The organism is Pseudarthrobacter sp. L1SW (assembly GCF_020809045.1).
GTDB lineage: Bacteria > Actinomycetota > Actinomycetes > Actinomycetales > Micrococcaceae > Arthrobacter.
In genome coordinates this window covers 296,910-318,021 of the sequence record NZ_CP078079.1, presented here as the reverse complement: position 1 = coordinate 318,021, position 21,112 = coordinate 296,910, and the positions used below count along the sequence as shown (strand labels likewise).

At 67.4% G+C, this 21,112-nt stretch carries 18 protein-coding genes; 4 read left to right on the top strand and 14 right to left on the bottom strand.

What is annotated here, in order from left to right:
* Positions 1-28: 28 nt before the first annotated feature.
* Both KTR40_RS01505 and KTR40_RS01500 read left to right on the top strand, forming a co-directional pair.
* The gene (locus tag KTR40_RS01505; protein WP_228405066.1) at positions 29-460 is read left to right on the top strand and encodes a DUF3592 domain-containing protein; all 432 of its coding nucleotides are present in this window, start codon (positions 29-31) and stop codon (positions 458-460) included.
* Positions 461-575: 115 nt separating this feature from the next.
* A complete protein-coding gene (locus KTR40_RS01500; RefSeq protein WP_228405065.1) occupies positions 576-1,058 on the top strand; it encodes a hypothetical protein in 483 nt (160 codons plus the stop codon).
* Positions 1,059-1,105: 47 nt separating this feature from the next.
* Here KTR40_RS01500 and KTR40_RS01495 read toward each other — a convergent pair whose 3' ends face one another.
* From KTR40_RS01495 to KTR40_RS01465, 7 genes are all read right to left on the bottom strand, one after another.
* The gene (locus tag KTR40_RS01495; RefSeq protein WP_228405064.1) at positions 1,106-1,282 is read right to left on the bottom strand and encodes a hypothetical protein; all 177 of its coding nucleotides are present in this window, start codon (positions 1,280-1,282) and stop codon (positions 1,106-1,108) included.
* A gap of 146 nt (positions 1,283-1,428) precedes the next feature.
* Positions 1,429-2,118 carry a dihydroxyacetone kinase phosphoryl donor subunit DhaM gene (gene dhaM, locus KTR40_RS01490; RefSeq protein ID WP_228405063.1) on the bottom strand — a complete coding sequence of 230 codons (690 nt, stop codon included), beginning with the start codon at positions 2,116-2,118 and terminating at the stop codon, positions 1,429-1,431.
* A complete protein-coding gene (gene dhaL / locus KTR40_RS01485; protein WP_139027596.1) occupies positions 2,115-2,747 on the bottom strand; it encodes a dihydroxyacetone kinase subunit DhaL in 633 nt (210 codons plus the stop codon). The genes dhaM and dhaL overlap by 4 nt, the downstream gene beginning before the upstream one ends.
* Positions 2,748-2,749: 2 nt before the next feature.
* Positions 2,750-3,751 (bottom strand): dihydroxyacetone kinase subunit DhaK, encoded by a 1,002-nt coding sequence (dhaK, locus tag KTR40_RS01480; protein WP_139027514.1) that lies wholly within the window; start codon positions 3,749-3,751, stop codon positions 2,750-2,752.
* A gap of 285 nt (positions 3,752-4,036) precedes the next feature.
* Entirely contained in the window at positions 4,037-4,546 is a 510-nt protein-coding gene (locus KTR40_RS01475; RefSeq protein ID WP_139027513.1) for an amino-acid N-acetyltransferase, read from the bottom strand.
* A gap of 537 nt (positions 4,547-5,083) precedes the next feature.
* Positions 5,084-7,207, bottom strand: a complete 2,124-nt coding sequence (locus KTR40_RS01470; protein WP_228405062.1) for a prolyl oligopeptidase family serine peptidase — start codon at positions 7,205-7,207, stop codon at positions 5,084-5,086.
* Positions 7,208-7,637: 430 nt separating this feature from the next.
* Positions 7,638-10,130, bottom strand: coding sequence for an ATP-dependent Clp protease ATP-binding subunit (locus tag KTR40_RS01465; RefSeq protein WP_139027511.1), 2,493 nt, complete (start codon positions 10,128-10,130; stop codon positions 7,638-7,640).
* 130 nt (positions 10,131-10,260) lie between these two features.
* On the opposite strand from KTR40_RS01465, the gene KTR40_RS01460 reads away from it, so the two are divergent.
* Positions 10,261-10,875, top strand: a complete 615-nt coding sequence (locus KTR40_RS01460; protein ID WP_139027510.1) for a hypothetical protein — start codon at positions 10,261-10,263, stop codon at positions 10,873-10,875.
* A gap of 19 nt (positions 10,876-10,894) precedes the next feature.
* Here the strand turns inward: KTR40_RS01460 and KTR40_RS01455 are convergent, their stop codons facing one another.
* The 3 genes from KTR40_RS01455 to lysS form a co-directional block, all read right to left on the bottom strand.
* Complete coding sequence (locus KTR40_RS01455) at positions 10,895-11,224, bottom strand: Lsr2 family protein (RefSeq protein ID WP_139027509.1); 330 nt, start codon at positions 11,222-11,224, stop codon at positions 10,895-10,897.
* A gap of 133 nt (positions 11,225-11,357) precedes the next feature.
* Positions 11,358-11,537 carry a hypothetical protein gene (locus KTR40_RS01450; protein ID WP_139027508.1) on the bottom strand — a complete coding sequence of 60 codons (180 nt, stop codon included), beginning with the start codon at positions 11,535-11,537 and terminating at the stop codon, positions 11,358-11,360.
* Positions 11,538-11,539: 2 nt separating this feature from the next.
* On the bottom strand, positions 11,540-13,072 hold the full coding sequence (gene lysS, locus KTR40_RS01445) for a lysine--tRNA ligase (RefSeq protein ID WP_228405061.1): 1,533 nt from the start codon (positions 13,070-13,072) through the stop codon (positions 11,540-11,542).
* Positions 13,073-13,145: 73 nt separating this feature from the next.
* Between lysS and KTR40_RS01440 the strand changes: the two genes are divergently transcribed.
* Positions 13,146-14,000, top strand: coding sequence for an alpha/beta fold hydrolase (locus KTR40_RS01440; RefSeq protein ID WP_228405060.1), 855 nt, complete (start codon positions 13,146-13,148; stop codon positions 13,998-14,000).
* On the opposite strand, the gene atzF is transcribed toward KTR40_RS01440, so the two are convergent.
* From atzF to KTR40_RS01420, 4 genes are read right to left on the bottom strand one after another with little or no spacing between them, the layout of a single operon-like run.
* Positions 13,985-15,793, bottom strand: coding sequence for an allophanate hydrolase (atzF, locus tag KTR40_RS01435; protein WP_228405059.1), 1,809 nt, complete (start codon positions 15,791-15,793; stop codon positions 13,985-13,987). The two genes, KTR40_RS01440 and atzF, sit on opposite strands and share 16 nt — an antisense overlap.
* Positions 15,790-19,533 carry an urea carboxylase gene (gene uca / locus KTR40_RS01430; RefSeq protein ID WP_228405058.1) on the bottom strand — a complete coding sequence of 1,248 codons (3,744 nt, stop codon included), beginning with the start codon at positions 19,531-19,533 and terminating at the stop codon, positions 15,790-15,792. The genes atzF and uca overlap by 4 nt, the downstream gene beginning before the upstream one ends.
* Positions 19,530-20,207 (bottom strand): urea amidolyase associated protein UAAP2, encoded by a 678-nt coding sequence (locus tag KTR40_RS01425; protein WP_228405057.1) that lies wholly within the window; start codon positions 20,205-20,207, stop codon positions 19,530-19,532. Before KTR40_RS01425 ends, uca begins: the two co-directional genes overlap by 4 nt.
* Entirely contained in the window at positions 20,204-21,082 is an 879-nt protein-coding gene (locus tag KTR40_RS01420) for an urea amidolyase associated protein UAAP1 (RefSeq protein ID WP_228405056.1), read from the bottom strand. The genes KTR40_RS01425 and KTR40_RS01420 overlap by 4 nt, the downstream gene beginning before the upstream one ends.
* Positions 21,083-21,112: the final 30 nt, after the last annotated feature.

Here is a 21,112-nt window from a genome sequence, read left to right as displayed (position 1 = left end):
CAGGCAAAGCAGGGGAACCGGGGGAAACGTGAAACTGATTCTGTACTTTGTGTGGGCGCTGTTCGTCACGGCAGCCGTCTTTGCCGTTGTCCATGCCGTGCGCAAGACCAGGCGCGAGGAGCAGCTGGTTGCCGCCTGGCCCAAGGTACAGGCAACCATCACCGGCAGCGTAGCGGGCTGGACGAAGGGCGGAGGCGGTTCCAGCCGCAGCCGGCGCTTCTATCCCACGTACCAGTTCACGGATCCGCACGGCACGTTGTTCGCCGGCGAATCGGAAATTTCCTTTGCCGGCCAGCCGGTGCCCGGCTCGCGCATTGAGGTGACCTACAACCCGGCCAACCCCAACGAGTCGCGCCAGGTTTCCTCCTCACCCCGGACAGCGCTGGGATGCCTCGTACCGTTCTTCGCCGTTTTCGCGGCGGCCTCCTTATGGTTCATCAGCATTTTTCCCGTGGACTGAAACCGATGCGCCCTGGTCTCCTTTTGGCAGTCACTGCCCCGGGGCCAATAACAATGCGGGCACCAGTTGCCCGGGAGGCGCGGCACCGCAGCCCCGAGCGCCATACGCTGAAGGTATGCGCAGGCAGGGGCTGCTTTTGGCATTGATGACGACGGCGGGACTCACCACGGCCTGCGGCCCGGGCGCCGCCCCGTGCCCTGCCATCGCCCAGGCAACTGCCGTCTCGGTAACGGTGCCGGCAAGCTACGCCCAGCAGGTTGCGGCCCTTCACCTGAAAGCCTGCCAGGACGGCGCCTGCACGGAAGAAGACGTGGAGCTCCGGCCGGGAAGTGCGTCGATCGACCAGGGCTGCACCAACGGCGTCTGCTCCGCCACGGCTTCCCCCGACGGAACGAAACTTGCCACATTGTTCCTGCAAACCCTGACCGAATCACCGATGGCTGTGACCGCTGCCGGGACGGCCCCGGACGGGACTGCCCTGCCGGTGCGGATGCTGGATTTCCGCCCGCGGGGTGACTATCCGTTCGGGGAGCAGTGCGGCCGGTTCATTACCGCGTCACTGGTGCTGGACGCCGAAGGGCTGCACCAGCGCGGCTGACTCCCGGGCTGCCTGCCTTGGGAACCAGGCCCTTGGGATGGGGATGCTCAGAACAGTGCAGGCTGGCCGAAGGGGTTGCCGTCAGCGGTTGCGGGGGCGGGCTCCTGCGCTGGCGTGCCGTGCCGCCACTCAAACCCCAGGTCCGCCAGCAGCTCCTCGACGGACGTCTGCCCGTCCAGTACTTCGATCTCCGCGGGGCTGTCTTCGGGCTGGGGCAATTCCATGGCATCGAGCATATTCGCAGGAGCGGCCATGGCTGCCTGGAACACACCGCCGGACGTTTATTTGGACCAGCACTGGATGTGGACGGGCCGCTTGATGCGAACTGGCGCTGATTTAGACCGGCCGAACAAACAGCTCCCAGGCAGCCTCAAGGTTCCCCGAACCCAGCCTGCACCAGCCCGCCAACGTAGTTCACGGCGCGTTCCGCGTCGGCGCCCCAGGCTTCCACATGCAGCACGGAACCCTTCCCCGCGGCAAGCGTCATCAGCCCCGTCATTGACGCGCCGTCCACCCCGTTCACCGTTACCTCGGCGTCCAGCGCGGAGAGGCCCCCGGCGATCTTCGCCGCCGGGCGCGCGTGCATCCCCGCCAGGTTGACCAGTTCAAAGTCCCCGGTGAAGTCCGGGCCCGCTCCGGTGACGCGTCCTTCCTCAATAGTCTTGCGGGGCGAGTCCTCCTGATGGATCCCGCCGCCCGCAGCTTCAGCGGCCCGCTTGACCGCCTGCACGTCCGCGCCGCCCTGGGCCGCCACGGCTGCTGCCACGAGTCCCTCCACCAGCGGTGCATCGGCCAGCACCATGTCTTCGGCGTTCTCGGCGAACTCCAGCGCGGACTCGGCCGTCATCACCGCCGATCCCAAGTCGGTAAGGATCACAGTGCCTCCGCTGCCCGCTTTGTCCAGTGCGGCCAGGACTTTTTCCAGGCTGGTGCCGATCCTGCCGTCAGTGGTGCCGCCGGCAGCCAGGACCACCACGTCAGGCGCCATCTGGGCGGCAAGTTCGGCAGCGCCGTCGGCAATCTTCCCGCTGTGGGACACCACCACGAGGCTGACCGTCACGCAGCTGCCCCCACGGCGGCGCGGAGAATCAGCGCCGAGGAGGCGGCTCCGGGGTCCCGGTGCCCCGCGCTGCGCTCCCCCAGGTAACTCGCGCGGCCTTTGCGCGCCACCATGGGATCGGTGGCGACAGCTCCGGCTTCGGCGGCCTCGGCCGCCGCGACCAGAACCGTCAGGACATCCGAACCGCCGTTCAACGCAGCCTTCTGCGCTGCTTCCACCGCCGGAGTCCACGCATCAACCATTGTCTTGTCCCCGGACTCAGCCTTCCCACGGGCCACAATGCCGTCCCGCGCCGCGGCCAGGGCGCCTGCCCAGGCCGCCGGATCGATCTCAGCGGAGTCCCCCACGGAGGCGGCCGCCCGGAGGAAGGCCGTGCCGTAGAGCGGGCCGGCGGCTCCGCCGACCTTGGACATCAGTGTCATGGCTGTCAGTTTGAAGGCAGCCCCGGGCGTCTCCGGCGGCGCTTCCGCCAACTTAGCCAGGACGGCCTGGAAGCCCCGGTCCATGTTCTCCCCGTGGTCCGAATCCCCAATGGCACGGTCCAGCTCGATCAGCTCCACCCGGTGTTCAGCCATTGCCTGGGCGGACAGGGTCAGCCACTTCACCGCCCAGGTGACATCCAGCACCACTGCTACACGCCCCAACGCAGTGCCGCCGTGTGCACCGGCGCGTCCCACAGTTCCGTGAGGTCGTCGTCCAGCCGCAGTACCGAGATGGAGCAACCCTGCATTTCCAGGGAGGTGATGTAGTTGCCCACCAGCGAACGCTCCACGGTGGCGCCGCGCTCGGACAGGACCTGCGCGGCGCGCCGGTAGACGATGTACAGCTCGCTGAGCGGCGTGCCGCCCATGCCGTTGACAAACAGCAGGACCTTGTCCCCCGACGTAATTCCGAGATCCGCCAGTACTGGTTCCAGCAGCCTGTCGGTAATGCCGTCGGCGTTCTCCATGGGCATGCGGTGGCGCCCGGGCTCGCCATGGATGCCGATGCCGATTTCAATCTCGTCCTCGGCCAGGTCGAAGCTGGGCGAGCCCGCGTGCGGGACGGTGCAGGCGGATAGTGCCACACCCATGGTGCGGACGTTCGCGTTGACCCGTTCGCCAACGGCGGCCACAGCTTCCAGGTCATCGCCCCTCTCGGCGGCGGCACCGGCGATCTTCTCCACCAGCACGGTGCCGCCTACGCCGCGGCGCCCGGCTGTGTACAGCGAGTCCTCGACGGCGACGTCGTCGTTCACCAGGACCGTGCGGACGCTGACGCCTTCGGCTTCGGCGAGTTCGGCAGCGGTTTCGAAGTTCAGGACGTCGCCGGTGTAGTTCTTCACGATATGCACGACGCCGGCGCCTGAGTTGACCGCGAGCGTCGCCGGAAGGATCTGGTCCGGCGTCGGTGAGGTGAATACCGCCCCCGGCACGGCGGCGTCGAGCATTCCCCGCCCCACGAAGCCGGCGTGCAGCGGTTCGTGCCCGCTGCCGCCTCCGGAGACCAGCCCTACCTTGCCGTTCACGGGCGCGTCCTTGCGCGTGATGAACGTGGGATCCGGGCTGACGTTAACCAAGTCAGCGTGGGCAAGGCCAAAGCCCTGAACGGATTCATCGACTACGGCACGGGGATCATTAATGAGTTTTTTCATGGCGGCGCTCCTGGTTCTGGTTCCTGGAGAATGTCACTTTGACCCTACTACCGGCGCCGGGACCGCGGTAGGGACTCCCTGCCGGCAATGGCCTTGAGCGGACGCAGCAAAGGGACAGCCCCCAATGACTGTCCCTTTCCTGTGGGCCCCCCATCCCGGCCTTAGCCAGTTTATCCATCAAATCGAATAAAACAAGTCTTCGCAGGTCAGGCCGAAGCAGCAGGTGTTTCGCGCCGACGGCGGGCAGGATGGCACCCCTGAACAGGTTGTGCGGAGAAACGCGGTTTACAGCACTTTGATCATGCGGGTGTTGCCCAGGGTGTTGGGCTTGACCCGGGCGAGGTCAAGGAACTCGGCAACACCCTCGTCGTGCGAGCGGAGGAGTTCGGAATACACCACCGGATCAACCGCTGACTGGTCGGCCATGACGTCGAACCCGTGGCGCTTGAAGAAGTCCACCTCGAACGTCAGGCAGAAAACACGGGAGACGCCAAGGGCCCGGGCTTCATCCAGGAGGCTCTCCACCAGCACGTGCCCCACTCCTTTACCGCGCCAGTCCTGGGAAGCAGCAAGCGTGCGGACTTCGGCAAGGTCTTCCCACATGACGTGCAGCGCCCCGCAGCCAATGACTTCGCCGTCGCTGGATTCAGCGATCCGGAACTCCTGCAGGCTTTCGTAGTAGGCCACCGTCTCCTTGGCCATAAGGATCCGCTGCTCCGCCAGCGGCGCCACCAGTTTCTTGATGGCGGGGACGTCACCCGTGCGGGCCGGACGAATATGGAAAGACTCAGTCACAGGGCAATCCTAGTTCGCACAACCCACGGCGCCCCACCGTGCCTTCTTCCGCAGGCATTTCCTCCGCTGGCCGCCGGGCAGCAGTCCCGGCCTTTGTCCGGGCCGGAGGAAATGCCTCCCAGTCAAGCGCTGTGGGCGTTAGCCACGTAGCCGGAAATGCCTCCGGGGTTGCTTCCCCATCGAATGGCGGGACTTCGCACTTGATGGCTGGCCGTTCTTTATGGCATTCCGGGTGGGACGTTTTTACGGCGGTACGGCAGGAAACCCGCCAACCCGGCCGCCAATTCTTTCCGCGACAATGCCGACGCACTTATTCGTCCCCCGCCTGGCTGGTCCCGTATTCCGCCTCCCTGCACCGGCGTCGATGAATTTGGGGCTTCTTGGCTCTATTGCAGCCGGCTTTCTTTGGCCGGACCGCTTTTCTTTCCAGCCCACGCCCGGACGGCGCAGAAAGGCCTTTGCATTGTCCCGCCCGCTGCTTTCCCTGGCGGGCGGGACAATGCCAAAAAGGGGCTTCCCTAAACCTGCCCCTAAGAGCTACAGCCCGAGCTCGGCAGGAAGTGGCACGTCCTGCCCAAGGACATTCTTGGCCAGGAATGATTCCACAACCTGGTACCAGACTTTTGCATGCTGCGGCTGGAGCACCCAGTGGTTCTCGTCCGGGAAATACAGGAACCGGTGGGGCGTCTGCCCGTCCTGGTCCGCGGCAAGCTTTGACTTCGACAGCAGCTCGTACCAAAGCCGCAGCCCCTCGCCAATGGGTACCCGATAGTCCTTGTCTCCGTGGACCACCAGCATGGGCGTGCCGATGTTTTCGACGTGCAGGTGGGGCGAGTTGTCCAGCGCCATTTCTTTGGTCATTTCCTTCAGCCAGTACTGGGAGGCATCCGTGGTGGGGCCGAACTGGTCCAGGGCCCACAGGCTGGCGTGCGTCACGATCGCCCTGAACCGGTCAGTTTGACCTGCCACCCAGTTAGCCATGTAGCCGCCGAAGGAACCTCCCATGGCGGCGGTTCTGCCGGCGTCGATGTCGGGCCGCTCCACTGCTGCGTCCGTGACCGCCATCAGGTCCGCGAATGGTGCTTTGCCCCAGGCTCCCCACCCACGCTGGATGTGGGCCTGGCCGTACCCGGTGGAGAGTGCGGGGTCTGGAAGGAGGACCGCGTAGCCCTTGGCAGTCATCAACCACGGGTTCCACCGCCAGGTCCAGGCGTTCCAGGACCCGAGCGGCCCGCCGTGGATCCACAGGAGCATGGGTGCCGGAGACTCTGCCGACGCGCCCTCCGGCAGGGCCAGGTAGGCCGGGACGCGGGAGCCGTCCGCCGCCGTAGCAGCGATGCGTTCCAGCCTGCCGGGACGGACCGGCCGCTCCGCGGGGGCGGGCAGCCGCGTGGCTTCGCCCGTCCGCAGGTCCAGGCGGACTACTTCCGGCGGGAATTCATAGGAGCTCCGCAGGGCGTAGGCGGTGCGTCCGTCCGGTGAAACCACGACGTCGGAGTATGCCGCAGCGTCCTGGGTCACCCGGGTGACACTTACTTCAGCCGCGGCGGCGGGGACGCTGATCCGGAAAACCGGCGACGCGCCGTCGTCGTCCGCGGTGACCAGGAGGGCGGACCCGTCCGGAAGCCAGGCAGCGGGCTTGGGCCACCGGTCCCAGCCGTGGGCGAGCGGCACCAGCCCGCCAGGGGCATCTCCGCCTTGCCCTGCTACGTCCAGCAGATGGAGCTTGACCTGCGGGGCCTCCTGCGGCGTGGTGTCGGTTTCGCTGACCACTGCCAGCGTGGTGCCGTCGGGGCTGACGGGACCCGGGAAGTAGCTCGTGCCTTCCTCGTCCAGAAGCACCTTCATGCTGCCGGAGGCCACGTCCACAGCCACCAGGATGGAACGGCTGTCAGCCTTGGCCAGCGGCTTGGTGTAGCTCGTGTAGATGGTCTTGCCGTCGGGGCTGACCACGCTTTCCGCCTCCCGCAGCCTGGGTCCGGCGTCCGGCGTGAGGTTTCGGAGGACCAGCGGCGCCGTGGCATCCACCGTCGCCGGCTTGCCGCCGTCCTGTTCCTTACCGGGCTCGACGGCGAAGATCCGCGGCTGGCCCGGCCCCAGGTCCGCGTCCCAGTACCGGACCGGATATTCGCTGTGCAGGATGGCCGAGACCTTGCGGTCCTTCCGCGACTTGCGGCGCTCGGCGTCCTCCTCCTCGTCGGCGGAACCGGCCAGCACCTCCGCCGTAACGAAGGCGGCATCCGCATTCCTGGCCGTCAGCACGGCGCCCACTCCGCCGGGGCGGTTCAACACCACGCGGGCTTCGCCGCCGTCCGCCGGCAGCAGCCAGAGCGCCTTGACGGGCTCCTCCTCGGGGCTGTCCGGGTCCGGCCGCGCGGACGTGAAGTAGACGTCCCCGTTGGCAGCGAACGCAGCCCCGGCCTCACCCTTGGCGCTGCGGGTGATCCGCCGGGCGTGCTTTTGCCCCGCGGGATCCAACTCCCACAGGGCCGTGCCGAATTCAGTGCCCTTGCCGTTGAGGGTGGCCACGGTAGTGACCAGGCGGGTGCCGTCCGGGCTCAGGGCCAGTCCGCTTACCCGCGGAATGGACAGGTAATGGTCCAGGTCATGAAAAGGGGTCAAAGGTTGCTCATCCGGGATCGCCGGTTCCAAGTTAGCCATGCCCCCGATTCAACCGGACCGTGTCCCACATCACAAAATAAGCGGCGGCGACATCCACCAAGCTCCCCTCGACCGCACCCGGCCACCCTTAACGATGCTCCCCTGAGCGGCGTCTGGCTGGGTTGCGCCGCCACCGGCGCCATTTGCCGCTTGCTGCTCCTTCGTCGCTTTGACGCAATCTACACAAATGACCCCGGCGCCTGCGCTAAGTGCCGCCGCGCACGAGGTGCCGGGCATCAGGGATTTATGTAGGCGCCGTCAAAGCGACGAAGGAGCAGGCGCCGGGAAATCTCTGATGGCCGGCACCGGGCAGAACCGCGGCAGAGACCTCAGCCACGGGTGACCGCCGGATGCCAACACTTGACGGGACTGAGGGCAAAGCGAAAGCCCCGCCTGCTCGTGGAGCTGGCGGGGCCTTCGCTTTTGGTGCTTAGACGCTCGGGGCGATTTCCGGGATGCGGGGCTTGGCATTGCCGGCGAAGGTGAACTTCGCGTCGTCGCCGTCGCCTTCCACGTCCACAACGACGATGTCGCCGGGGTGGATCTCGCCGAACAGGATCTTCTCGGAGAGCTGGTCCTCGATCTCGCGCTGGATGGTGCGGCGCAGCGGCCGGGCACCCATGGCGGGATCGTAGCCGCGGGTTGCGAGGAGCACCTTGGCGGCCTTGGTGAGCTCGATGCCCATGTCCTTGTCCTTGAGGCGCTTCTCCAGCCGGGTGACGAACAGGTCCACGATCTCGATGATCTCGTCCTGGGTGAGCTGCGGGAACACCACAACGTCATCCACACGGTTCAGGAACTCCGGGCGGAAGTGCTGCTTGAGCTCCTCCGTGACACGGGCACGCATGCGGTTGTAGCCGGTCTGCGTGTCTGTGCCGGACTGGAAGCCGGTGGCGACGCTCTTGGAGATGTCCCGGGTACCCAGGTTGGTGGTCATGATGATCACGGTGTTCTTGAAGTCCACCACGCGGCCCTGGGAGTCGGTCAGGCGGCCGTCTTCCAGGATCTGCAGCAGCGAATTGAAGAGGTCCGCGTGGGCCTTTTCCACTTCGTCGAACAGCACCACGGAGAACGGACGGCGCCGGACCTTCTCGGTCAACTGGCCGCCTTCCTCGTAGCCGACGTAGCCCGGAGGGGCACCGAAGAGCCGGGAAACGGTGTGCTTCTCGGAGTACTCGGACATGTCCAGCGTGATGAGGGCGTCCTCTTCACCGAACAGGAACTCCGCGAGTGCCTTGGCCAGTTCAGTCTTGCCGACGCCGGTGGGGCCGGCGAAGATGAACGAGCCGCCGGGACGCTTGGGGTCCTTGAGCCCTGCACGGGTACGGCGGATGGCCTGGGAGAGTGCCTTGATGGCCTCGTTCTGGCCCACCACGCGCTTGTGCAGTTCGTCTTCCATCTTCAGCAGGCGCGAGGACTCTTCCTCGGTCAGCTTGAAAACGGGGATGCCGGTGGAGTTCGCCAGCACCTCGGCGATGAGATCCTCATCAACCTCGGAGATGTCGTCCATGCCGCCGGACTTCCAGTGGCGCTCCTTCTCCGAGCGCTCGGAAATCATCTTCTGCTCCTTGTCGCGGAGCGCAGCAGCACCTTCGAAGTCCTGCGCGTCGATCGCGGACTCCTTTTCCATCTTCAGCTTGGCGATGCGCTCGTCCATGGCCTTGAGCTCCGGCGGAGCGGTCATGCGGCGGATGCGCAGCCGGGCACCGGCTTCGTCGATCAGGTCGATCGCCTTGTCCGGCAGGAAGCGGTCCGAGATGTAGCGCTCGGCGAGGCTGGCGGCAGAGGCCAGGGCACCGTCGGTAATGGTGACGCGGTGGTGTGCCTCGTAGCGGTCACGCAGGCCCTTGAGGATCTCGATGGCGTGCGCCACGGAGGGTTCCTTGACCTGGATCGGCTGGAAGCGGCGCTCCAGCGCGGCGTCCTTTTCGATGTGCTTGCGGTACTCATCCAGCGTGGTTGCACCGATGGTCTGCAGCTCGCCGCGGGCCAGCATGGGCTTCAGGATCGAGGCAGCGTCGATGGCTCCTTCAGCGGCACCCGCACCCACGAGGGTGTGGATTTCGTCAATGAAGAGGATGATGTCGCCGCGGGTGCGGATCTCCTTGAGGACCTTCTTCAGGCGCTCTTCGAAGTCACCGCGGTAACGCGAGCCGGCCACCAGGGACCCGAGGTCCAGGGTGTAGAGCTGCTTGTCCTTGATGGTCTCCGGGACGTCGCCGCGGACAATCGCCTGGGCAAGGCCCTCGACGACGGCGGTCTTGCCGACACCCGGCTCACCGATCAGGACGGGGTTGTTCTTGGTACGGCGGGAGAGGACCTGCATGACGCGTTCCATCTCCTGCTCGCGCCCGATGACGGGGTCCAGTTTGTTCTCGCGCGCAGCCTGGGTCAGGTTGCGGCCGAACTGGTCCAGGACCACGGACCCGGCGGGGGTGCCCTCGGGCTGCCCGGAGCCGACGCCAGCGCCGGTGGTCTCCTTGCCCTGGTAGCCCGACAGGAGCTGGATGACCTGCTGGCGGACCCGGTTCAGGTCGGCGCCGAGCTTGACCAGCACCTGGGCGGCAACACCCTCACCCTCGCGGATGAGGCCCAGCAGGATGTGCTCCGTGCCGATGTAGTTGTGGCCCAGCTGGAGGGCTTCGCGCAGCGAGAGCTCCAGCACCTTCTTGGCACGGGGCGTGAAGGGGATGTGGCCGGACGGCGCCTGCTGGCCCTGTCCGATAATCTCCTGCACCTGCTCGCGAACGCCGTCGAGCGAAATGCTCAAGGACTCAAGAGCTTTGGCGGCAACACCCTCACCCTCATGGATCAGACCCAAGAGGATGTGTTCGGTACCGATGTAATTGTGGTTCAGCATGCGTGCCTCTTCTTGGGCAAGCACAACTACGCGACGGGCACGGTCCGTAAATCGCTCAAACATTTCGCCACACTCCTAGCTACGACGTACTTTGATGCTACGTGGCTGGCCCCTGGTTGTGGAGCGTGTTCGCCACAGGGGAAACCGGGGCAGTTTGGGAATAACCTTGAAAGGGGTCTAGGGAGGCAAGGACATGTTCCAGGTGGATCCGAAACGCGTGCGGCGTCCGGCGGAAGTTGCCGTGGCGGCCGGGGTTGTGTGGCTTGCAGGCATCAGTCCGGTGTCCGGCGTCTATCTTGAGCCGGATCCCGCCCGGCGCCTCGCGATGCTGCTCAAGGGACGGCGCTCCTGGGTCGCGGGGCAGCACGTCGCCGCGGCGGGCACCGCGGCCATGCCTGCCGCGTTCGCACGCCTTGCCCTGGCACTCCCGGCCGGCCGGGCCAGGACGCTGGTGGGCACAGCCGCCGTCGCCCTTGCCGCGGGGGCGCCCTTGTTTGTTTCCCAGCTGGCCTTGCGTGCCTCCGACCCGGAGCGCTTTGCGGCGCGCCGGCTCCCGGGGTGGCCGTTCCTCAGCTATGCGTGGCTGCATGTGCTGGCCGTCGGCTCACTGTCCGGCGCCCTGGCGAGCCTGCCGGACAGGGAAAAGGAAGCGGCCGCCGTCGGCCTGGCGGCGCTGGGGGCCGGGACGGTCCTGGCAAAAACCGGGGACATCCCGCCGTTTGTGTTCTATGTCGCCGAGCAGCTTGCCGCGGCAAGTTTCCTGCGCAGGAAAAAGGCCCTGCCTCCCGGCATGGGAAGCAGGACCTAATGACCGTTAGGCGCCGGAACTAGGAATTTGCCTTTTGGTAGGCTTCCTGGATTTCGGCCTGAATTCGGCCGCGGCTGTTGACCGTGTAGCCGTTTTCGCGGGCCCATTGCCTAATCGCTGCAGAGTCGTGGCTGCGTCCCCCCGATGCCGCTTTGGCCCGGACCGGGCGGCCACCGGAAGTTTTCCGTGCGGCTGCAACAAAACGTTCCAGCGAAGACCGAAGCTCAGCGGCGTTTGCCGCCGAAAGATCAATCTCGTAGTTCGTTCCGTCAAGGCCAAACTTCACATTCTCGTCTGCGGATCCCCCATCCAGATCATCAACGAGGATGATGTTTACTTTCTGTGCCATTAAAAGACTTCCTTTTGGAAAGGGTTCGGTGTGCAGAAAAGCAGGATGTTTCCCTAAAAGTATGACTCTCTTTATGGCAACGCGTCAAAGCGCCAAATGGTTCCGGGGGATATTGGGGGGAAAAGCCAAGGGTTTATCTATTCGATTCAGGGTCCGGCCGGTCAACGGGGGAAGCCGCTTTAGCTTCGGCTTCGGCCTGGGCTTGGGCTTCCGCCTGCCGCTCGGCTTTGTCCGCATTGAAAATCGATTTCATGGCGAACCAGAAAAGCAGGCCCACCACCACCGAGGGAAGAAGGACAGCCACGTATTCCATGGTCAGTGTCCTTCCGGCTTGAGCAGCGGGAAGAGGATGGTTTCGCGGATGCCGGCGCCCGTGAAGAGCATCACCAGGCGGTCGATCCCCAGGCCGATGCCGCCCATCGGAGGAGCACCGTATTCAAGGGCGCGCAGGAAGTCCTCGTCCAGCTGCATGGCCTCGTCGTCGCCGGCGGCGGCATGCCGTGACTGCTCGGTCAGGCGTTCGCGCTGGATCACCGGGTCGATCAGTTCGGAGAAGGCGGTGCCGCGCTCCATACCGCCGATGATGAGGTCCCAGGCTTCGATCAGGCGGCCGTCCTCGCGGTGCGGGCGGGCCAGGGGCTGCGCGGACGGCGGGTAGTCGTAGACGAAGGTGGGGTTGAGCAGCGTGGGCTCCACAATCTCGCCGAAGAGCTCAACAGCCAGCTTCTCGGCGTCCCACTTCGGGTCCACCTTGACCTCGTGCTTTTCGGCGATTTCGCGGAGCACCTCCAGCGGGGTGTCCGGGGTGACTTCCTGGCCGACGGCGTCGGAAAGCCCGGGGTAGACAGCGAGCCATGCCCACTCGCCGTCGAGGTTGATCTCCCCCGCTTCCGTCTGGATGGTGCGTCCGGCACCCACGGCGTCGGCGGCGTCGAGGATGATCTCCTTGATGCGCTCGGCCATCACAAACTGGTCAGCCCACGCCTCGTAGCACTCAAGCGTTGTGAACTCGGGGCTGTGGGTGGAGTCCACGCCCTCGTTGCGGAACACGCGGCCCATGTCGTACACGCGGTCGATGCCGCCCACAACGGCACGCTTGAGGTACAGCTCGGTGGCGATGCGCAGGGTCATCTTCTGGTCGAAGGCGTTCATGTGGGTCTCGAACGGGCGGGCCAGGGCGCCGCCGTGGACCAGGTTCAGGATGGGGGTCTCCACCTCCACGTAGCTGTGGCGGAAGAGGGTTTCGCGGATGGAGCGGGTAATGGCCGCGCGGGTGTAGACCATTTCGCGGGCTTCATCGCGGACCATGAGGTCCACGTAGCGCTGGCGCACCCGGGTCTCCTCATTCAGTTCCGCGTGCAGCACCGGCAGGGGACGTAGCGCCTTGGAGGCCATGGACCAGGACTCTGCCATGACTGACAGCTCGCCGCGGCGGGAGGAGATGACCTCGCCCTTGATGAAAACGTGGTCGCCCAGGTCAACCAGAGCTTTCCAGTCCGCGAGCGCTTCCTCGCCTACATTCGCGAGGCTGAGCATGGCCTGGAGCCGGGTTCCCTTGCCGTCGGTGCCGCCTTCCTGGAGGGTGGCGAAGCACAGCTTGCCGGTGTTGCGGACGAACACCACGCGGCCGGTGACGCCCACGGTGTCCCCCGTGGTGTCGTCCGCCTCAAGGTGGGCGTACTTCTCGCGGATTTCGGCGAGGGAGTGCGTCCGTTCCACGCCCACCGGGTACGCCTCGGTGCCGCGCTCGATCAGTTTGGCGCGCTTCTCCATGCGGATCCGCATCTGCTCGCTGGCGTCGAGGGGCTCTGGGGCGTTCTTGGGCGCGGTGGTGTTTTGGGAAGTCACAATTTCCAAGTTTACCGGGAGTTGGGCAGCCGGGCTTCGCGGCGCCTTGGGGGCGCCTGCCTAGGATGGGGTGGTGAAAGAACAGGTACTTCCAACGCACGACGGCGGCCGGCTGGCTTTGTACAGCTACGGCACCGAAGATGCGCCGGGAGAGCGCCGGGTGCTGCTGATCGGCGGGGCCTTCCTCACCGCCCTGATCTACCGGCCGTTCTCCGTGGCCCTGGCCGAGGGCCTCGGCGAGGGGTGGGCCGTTGACGTCTATGACCGCCGCGGGCGAGGCAGCTCCTCGGAACAGCCGGCCGGCTACTCCATGGCCACCGAGATTGAGGATGTCCGGACGGTCCTGGACGCCACCGGTGCGCGGAACATCCTGGGCCACAGCCTGGGCGGATCCGTGGCCCTCAACGCGGTCCAGGAGTTCACGGGGACCGCGTACGTGCCGGACAAGCTTGCGGTGTACGACGCCGCAGTGAACATCGACGGCAGCATCGATACTGGCTGGCTGGACGGATTCGAGGATGCCGTGGACAACGGCAAGGTGGGGCACGCCCTGGCGCACATGAAGAGGGCCACCAAACCGGGCTCGGCCATGGCGCGGATCCCCGAGCCTGTCCTTGCCGGGCTGATGGCCGTGCTGTCCCGCACCAAGGTGAACAGGATGTTCCAGGAAGTCATGCCCAGCGGGGTGGGCGAGCTGCGGGCTGCCTACAAGGAGGCGGACCATGCCAGGGACTTCAGCGTGCTGCCGGCCAACACGCACTTCATGGCGGGCGGCAAGAGCCCCAGCTATTACAAGGCAACAGCCGAGCGGCTGCATGCCGCGGTCCCCGGCAGCACCTACGAGCTCTCCCCCAAGTGCTTCCACGGCTCCATCCCGGCCGCCGTGGGCGAACTGGTCACCGACATCTCCCGCTACTTCAAGAGCTGAAGCAGCGCATTCCGGTCTGCCAGCCAGTCGCCGTAGCGGGTGATGTCCTCCCCCTGCGCGGCGGCCACCGCATCGCAGGCGAAACCCACGGCCCTGGAACCGTCGGCCAGTTCAATCGATCCGAGCAGCATGGGTTCCGGAAGTCCGGCCAGGAACCTGCCCAGGCCCGCTTCGGAGACGAGCCACCGTTCACCCACAAGCTCGGCGCCGCCGCGGTCCGAACGGTACACGCCGGGCTTCGGCGGTACGGTGTCCAGGGACACCATCCGGTAGCGCGCCGCGGTGCGCACGCGGCCGTCCCAGGCGGCGCCGAGCTCCTCCAGTTGCGGGGCCAGCGGCTGCCCCTTCCGGTGCGCGCCGACCACCACCAGCGGGACGGCGGTTGCGCCTGCAGCCACGGGCCAGGGAACGGACGACGCCGGGCGGGCGCCTGTGCGCGCAGCCTCCTTTGCCGCGACCGGAGCGGGCAGGGCAGGAGCGAAGAGGGCGGGCGCTTCGGGGGTTGCCTCGAGGAGCCGGGCGATGTCCGCGGCAACGGCGTCCTGGAACGTCCGCGCCACCACGGTCAGCCCGAACTGCGCGCCGTCCACCTCGCCGGCCGGGACGGCAACGGCGCTGAGGTCAAACAGGTTGCAGAAGTTCGTATAGGTCCCCATCAGCGAATTCACCCCCACCGGATTCGCAGCCACCTCGGCAAGGGTGGGGTGGAACGGGGCGGTGGGGACCAGCAGGGCGTCAAAGCCTTCCAGCCGCGCCATCGCCTTGCGCTTCAGTTCCTCGAGCCTGGCGGTGTCAGAGACGTACCGGTGGGCGGGCACAGTCCCGGCCGCCCGGATGATGCGTTCCACAGTGGGATCGATGCCCGCCTGGCTGTCCGTGCCGCCGTCGTACTTGTCCAGGAACCCGCCCACGGCGGCATAGCGCTCCGCCACCAGCCCGCCGTCGTACAGCAGCCGGGCGGCTTCGAGGAAGGCATCGAATTCGATCGCCTCCGCCTCCACGCCCAAGGACTGAAGCCTGCCAACGTTGCGGTGGAATTCCGCGGCCCAGGTCTCCGGCAGCGCAGGCAGGGTTGCCGGGTAGGCCACCCGCGGCTTCTCCGGCGCCGCCAGCCGGATGTCCGGCGGCCAGGACCGGGCTCCGCCGGCCATCACGCCCATGGCGAGCTCGGCAGTGGAGAGGTGGCGGGCAAAGATGGTGACGGCGTCCCAGGACTTGCAGGCCGGGACGACGCCGGCGGTGGACACAACATTCAGGGTGGGTTTGATGCCCACGATGCCCTGCAGCCCGGCCGGCACGCGGCCCGAGCCTGCCGTGTCCGTCCCGATGGCGATGTCCACCAGGCCCAGGGCCACGGCCACTGCGGAGCCGGAGCTGGAGCCGCCGGAAATGAAGTTGGGACGGCGGGAATCGCGGACAGCTCCGTACGGGCTGCGCGTCCCCACCAGGCCGGTGGCGAACTGGTCAAGGTTGGTGGCTCCCAGGACAACGGCGCCGGCGGCCCGGAGCCGTGACACGGCCTCCGCGTCCTTCTCCGGAAGGTAGGCGAAGCCGGGGCACCCCGCCGTGGTGGGGATGCCTGCCACGTCAACATTGTTCTTGACGGCGAGCAGGAGTCCGGCCAGCGGCAGGTGGGCGCCGTCCGCCACGGCTGTGTCAATGCCGGCGGCCTCGGCCAGCAGCTCGTCAGTTCCGCGGAGGGTGATCCAGATTTCCGGCCGGTCCACGGCGGCCAGGGCGGCGAGGGCGGCCTTGACCCGTTGGGTGGCGGGGCCTGGGGTTGCGGTGTTCATACGGCTGCCTCTTCCAGTTCGTGTGCTTCGGTGACGGCCCCGGGCTCCACTTCCATTCCGAGGACCACCACAGCCTCTCCCGCAACCACCTGCGAACCGGCGGCCGGCAGGACCTGCAGCACCACGCCGTCGCAGGGCGCTTCCAGGACGGTCTCCATCTTCATCGCCTCCAGCGAGACCAGCGCCTGGCCCTGCACCACCCGGTCACCGGGCTTCACGTCCACCTTCCAGACGCTGGCGGCGAACGGCGCGGCAACAAGGGAACCGCCGTCCGGAACGGTCACCTCGTCTGCCACCGGAGAGATGACAGCGGCCAGGGCGTCGGCACGGTCGAACTCACCGGCGTCGGCCCATGCCTGCCGTTCAATGGCGAAGGCTGCGCCCTGCTTTTCGCGGAACGCCGCAATGGATTCACGGTTCTCCCCAAGGAACACCTCGTGCTCGGCGAGCGAGAAGGTGCCGTCCTCGATCTCCACGCCGCGGCCCCTGCCTGCAGCCATGTCCGCGCGCAGGTCCAGGAGTTCCTCGGGGCTGACCGGGTACCAGGAGATGCGGTCGAAGAAGCGCAGCAGCCAGGGAGAACCCGGCTCGAACGGGGCGGAGTCCGCGTAGCGGGACCATACCTGGGTGGTGCGGCCCACGAACTGGTAGCCGCCTGGGCCTTCCATGCCGTAGATGCACATGTACGCCCCGCCGATGCCTACCGCGTTCTCCGGGGTCCAGGTGCGGGCCGGGTTGTACTTGGTGGTGACCAGGCGGTGCCGCGGATCCAGCGGGGTGGCCACCGGGGCGCCGAGGTAGACGTCGCCCAGTCCCAGGACCAGGTATTCGGCGTTGAAGACGGTGTCAAAGACGTCGTTGACGGAGTCCAGGCCGTTGATCCGGCGGATGAATTCGATGTTCCACGGGCACCAGGGGGCATCGTCGCGGACGCCTGTCATGTACCGTTCGATGGCCTCGCGGGTGGCGGGATCATCCCAGGACAGGGGCAGCCGGACGGTGCGGCTGGGCACCACCAGTTCTGAACTGGCTGGCAGTGCCGCCTCGATCTCCCGGACCAGGCCCAGCAGCCGCTTTATGGACAGAACGGACGGGTCCACCTTGATCTGGAGTGAGCGGATGCCCGGGGTAAGGTCCACGATGCCGGGCACGCGGAGCTGTTCCAGGTGCTGGTGGAGGGCGTGCACCCGTGCGCGGAGGCCCAGGTCCAGCACCATCTCGCCGTACTCCACCAGCAGGTTGTCATCGCCGGAGCGGCGGTAGGTGACCGCAGGCCGGCCGGAACCTTCCGGCACCCGGCCCAGCACGCCGTCGTCGCCATCTCCCCGCGCCGTACTGATGGCGGGCGGGGTGACTGAGGCGCTTGCGTTCGCCACATCCGCAGACCAGCCGGCGTCGCCCGGGAGGACCAACTGCCGGCCGGGCCCCAGGTCCTTGGCCGACGGCACCTGGCTGGTCTTGACCGGAACGAACCGTACCTTGTCCCCCGGCCGGAGCTGGCCAAGCTTCCAGCGGTCGGCCGTCACCACGGTGACGGGGCACACGAACCCGCCCAGGCTCGGCCCGTCAGGGCCCAGCAGGATGGGGGTGTCGCCGGTGAAGTCCAAGGCCCCCACCGAGTAGGCGGTGTCATGGATGTTGGAGGGGTGCAGGCCGGCTTCGCCGCCGTCGTTCCGTGCCCAGCGCGGCTTGGGGCCGATGAGGCGGACGCCGGTGCGGGCGGAGTTGAAGTGGACCTCGTACTCGGAGGCATGCAGCTCCTCGATGTCTTCGCGCTGGAAGAACTCCGGGGCGCCGTGAGGGCCTTCGGTGACGGCGAGTTCCCAGCTCGAGGTCAGGGCAGGGCGGCTGTCCAGCGGAACTGCCGGCGCCGTCGCGGACTTGTCTTCGGCACCGTCGGCCCGGGTGACTGCACGCAGCACGTCGCCCGCCCGGAGGACCCTGCCGGCGTGCCCGCCGAACTGGCCCAGCGTGAAGGTGGAGGCGCTGCCCAGGTACTGGGGAATGTCCAGGCCGCCCTGGAACAGGATGTAGCCACGCAGGCCGCTGCCGGCGGCCGTTCCGACGTCGAGCGTTCCTCCTGCGGGCACCGTCACCGGCGTCCACGCGGGCACCTCCGCCCCGTCAACCGTCACAGTGGCTTCCGCGCCGGTCACGCAGACGGTGGTGGCGTGGGTGAAGGTCAAGCTGGGCCCGGTCATGGTGAATTCCAGGCCGGGAACGCCTTCCGCGTTGCCGAGGGCGGTGTTGCCCAGCCGGAACGAGAGATCGTCCATGGGCCCGCTCGGCGGGACACCGATCTGCCAGAGTCCGGTCCGGCCGGGCCAGTCCTGGACGCTCGTCTGCAGGCCGGGGCGGCCAACGGTGATGCGCGGTTCAGGGTCACCCACGGTGTCCAGGGTGCCGGTGGAGTGCTGGACCTGGCGGACCACATCCAGCGCAGTGGCGGCCCGCAGCATGCCGAGGTTGGTCTCGATGCCGTCGATCCGGGTGCCGGCGAGCGCGGCGGCCAGCCGGTCAAAAGCCTCGGCGCGGTGTGCGCCGGAGGTGATGATCTTGCCCAGAAGCGGGTCGTAGTTGGTGGACACCTCGGTGCCGGTTTCGGCCCAGGCGTCCACCCTCGCTTCTGCCGCCCCCGGGTAGGCGGCGTTGGTTATGGTGCCGGCGCTGGGCTGGAAGCCCCGGGCCGGGTCCTCGGCGTAGACGCGGGCTTCCACGGCGTGGCCTGCAACGGGCAGGCTGTCCGGCGCCCCTTCAAGGATGCTGCGCGCCGCGCCGCCGCCCTGGGCCAGGCGGAGCATCCACTCCACCAGGTCCACGCCAGTGACGGCCTCGGTGACGGGGTGCTCCACCTGCAGCCGGGCGTTGACTTCGAGGAAGGACGCCTCGCGGCGGGCGGAGTCGTAGACGAATTCCACGGTTCCGGCGGAGCGGTAGTTGAGGGAGGCGCAGAGGGCGCGGGAGCTGCGGTGCAGTTCTTCCCGCAGTTCGTCCGGCAGGTCCGGTGCGGGTGCCTCTTCAAGGACCTTCTGGTGGCGGCGCTGGAGGGAGCAGTCCCGGTCGCCCAGGCTGACAACCCGGCCTTCACCGTCGCCGAACACCTGGACCTCGATGTGGCGCGCGTTCTCCACATACCGTTCGGCAAAGACGCCGGCGGTGCCGAAGCTGGCGCCGGCCAGCCGGGCCACGCGGGGGAAGCTTTCGGCGAGTTCGGCCTCGTCACGGCAGACCGTCATGCCGATGCCCCCGCCACCGCCGGTAGCCTTGAGCATCAGCGGGAAGCCAATGGCGGTTCCGGCCGCGACGGCAGCGTCCACGTCCTCCAGCAGCCCGGATCCGGCGATCATCGGCACTCCGGCCGCCCGGGCGGCGTCGCGCGCTGTGTGCTTGGTGCCGAAGGTGCGGAGTTGTTCGGGGGTGGGTCCTACAAAGACCAGCCCGGCTGCTTCAACGGCTTCGGCGAAGTCTGCATCCTCGGACAGGAAGCCGTAGCCGGGATGGATGGCGCCGGCACCCGTGGACCTGGCGGCCTCGAGCAGCGCGTCCACGCGGAGGTAGGACTCCTTGGCCGGCGCCGGCCCCAGGAGCACTGCTTCGTCTGCCAGCCGGACGTGCTTGGCGCCCCGGTCGGCCTCGGAGAACACGGCCACCGTGCGAAGGCCCAGTTTCCGTGCGGACTCGATGATGCGGCAGGCAATCTCCCCCCGGTTTGCGATCAGGAGGGTATCAAAGGTGTTCACAGCGCAGCCTCCGGCCGGGTGACGATCATGCGGACAGGGGTGGGGTTGAAGCCGTTGCAGGGGTTGTTGACCTGCGGGCAGTTGGAGACCAGCACCAGGGTGTCCACCTCCGCCCGGAGCGCCACCCGCTTGCCCGGTGCGGACAGGCCGTCCACGATGCCCAGGGCTCCGTCCGGGTCCACGGGCACGTTCATGAACCAGTTGATGTTGGACACCAGGTCCCGCTTGCCGAGGCCCCAGCGCGAGCCCTCGATCAGGAAGTTCTCCACGCAGGCGTGCTGTTCACGCGTGTGCTGGCCATAGCGGAGCGTGTTCGATTCCTGCGAGCAGGCGCCGCCGATAGTGTCGTGAACGCCCACCTCATCAGCAACAACGGTCATCAGCGGCGTTCCCGTTTCCGCACTCAGGACGGAACCCGTGGTGAGGACTATCGACTGCTGGCTTGCGATCGTGACGGCGGCGGAGTAGCGCACTGTGGTGTCGCCTGCGGCGTACAGCAGGCAGTCCACGGCCTGGTTGCCTTCGAGGTCCACGATGGTCAGCACGTCACCGGCGGAGACGACGGCGGACCAGGGGCCGCGTGCCTCGACAAATTCGTCCAGGACCACCTCACCGGGGGCGAGGGCAATGGTCCGGGCGTCCGCTGCGGAAGTGGCTTGGGTGGCGGTGTTCATCGGGCGTTCCTTGCGGTCAGATCGTGCTCGGTGTTGTGAAGGGCCTGCAGGTGTTCCGGAGCCAGGGGCCCGGCCAGGGCACCAGATTCCAGTGCCGCCAGGTCCTGCGGCGCGTGCCAGGCCACGATGTCCACGGCGGTGCCGGTGAAGTGCGGGCGCGGGTCCAGCGGGTGGGCGGTATTGGCAAGGACCAGGACGGCGTCCAGCTGGAGGAGGAGTTCGACGGCGGCACCCGGCCCGGCGCTTCCGGTGAAAGTGATGCTGCCGGCGGGGTCCACGGTGATGCCCTTGAAGAGGGTCAGCGACGGCGCCACATCGCGGGGTCCCAGCCCGCTCTTCAGTGCGCCCAGGGTGAGCAGTTCCCGTGCGGCAGGTGAGGCGCTGTGCGCAGTTCCCCCGCCGTACTTGGCTGTGTTTCCTGCCAGCGTGGTGGCGCCGGTCAGGGCGTCGTGGCGCGAGGACGTATCCGCTACGATCGTGGCCATCAGGCGGCCGGCGTCGGACAGCAGCGGGTGCCCGGTGGCAGGGTAGGCCTGCCAGGGCACCTTGACGGTATCCGCAATGTTGAGCCGTTCGTGCAGGGCGCCGGTGCGGTACAGCAGGGCATGCACGCAGGCGTCGCCGGCGGTGTCGGTGAGCCGGATCCGGGTGCCGCGGGCCAGGGCCATGGTGGTGTAGCGGCCGAAGGCGAGGGACTCCGCCCATGTGGGGGACGCGCCGTCGGGCATTCCGGCCAGAAGGCGGGCCGGGGCGGTGGAGGCGGGCACATGCCGCATGGTGTCCACGGTCCTGCCGTGCTGCTCCCTGGCGTGGGCGCGGGCGCCTGCCGTGGTGGCGGTGCCGGCTGCTGCCGGGCTTTCGGTTACTTGTGTCATGTCAATCCCGTGTTGTTCTGGAGCGTGGTT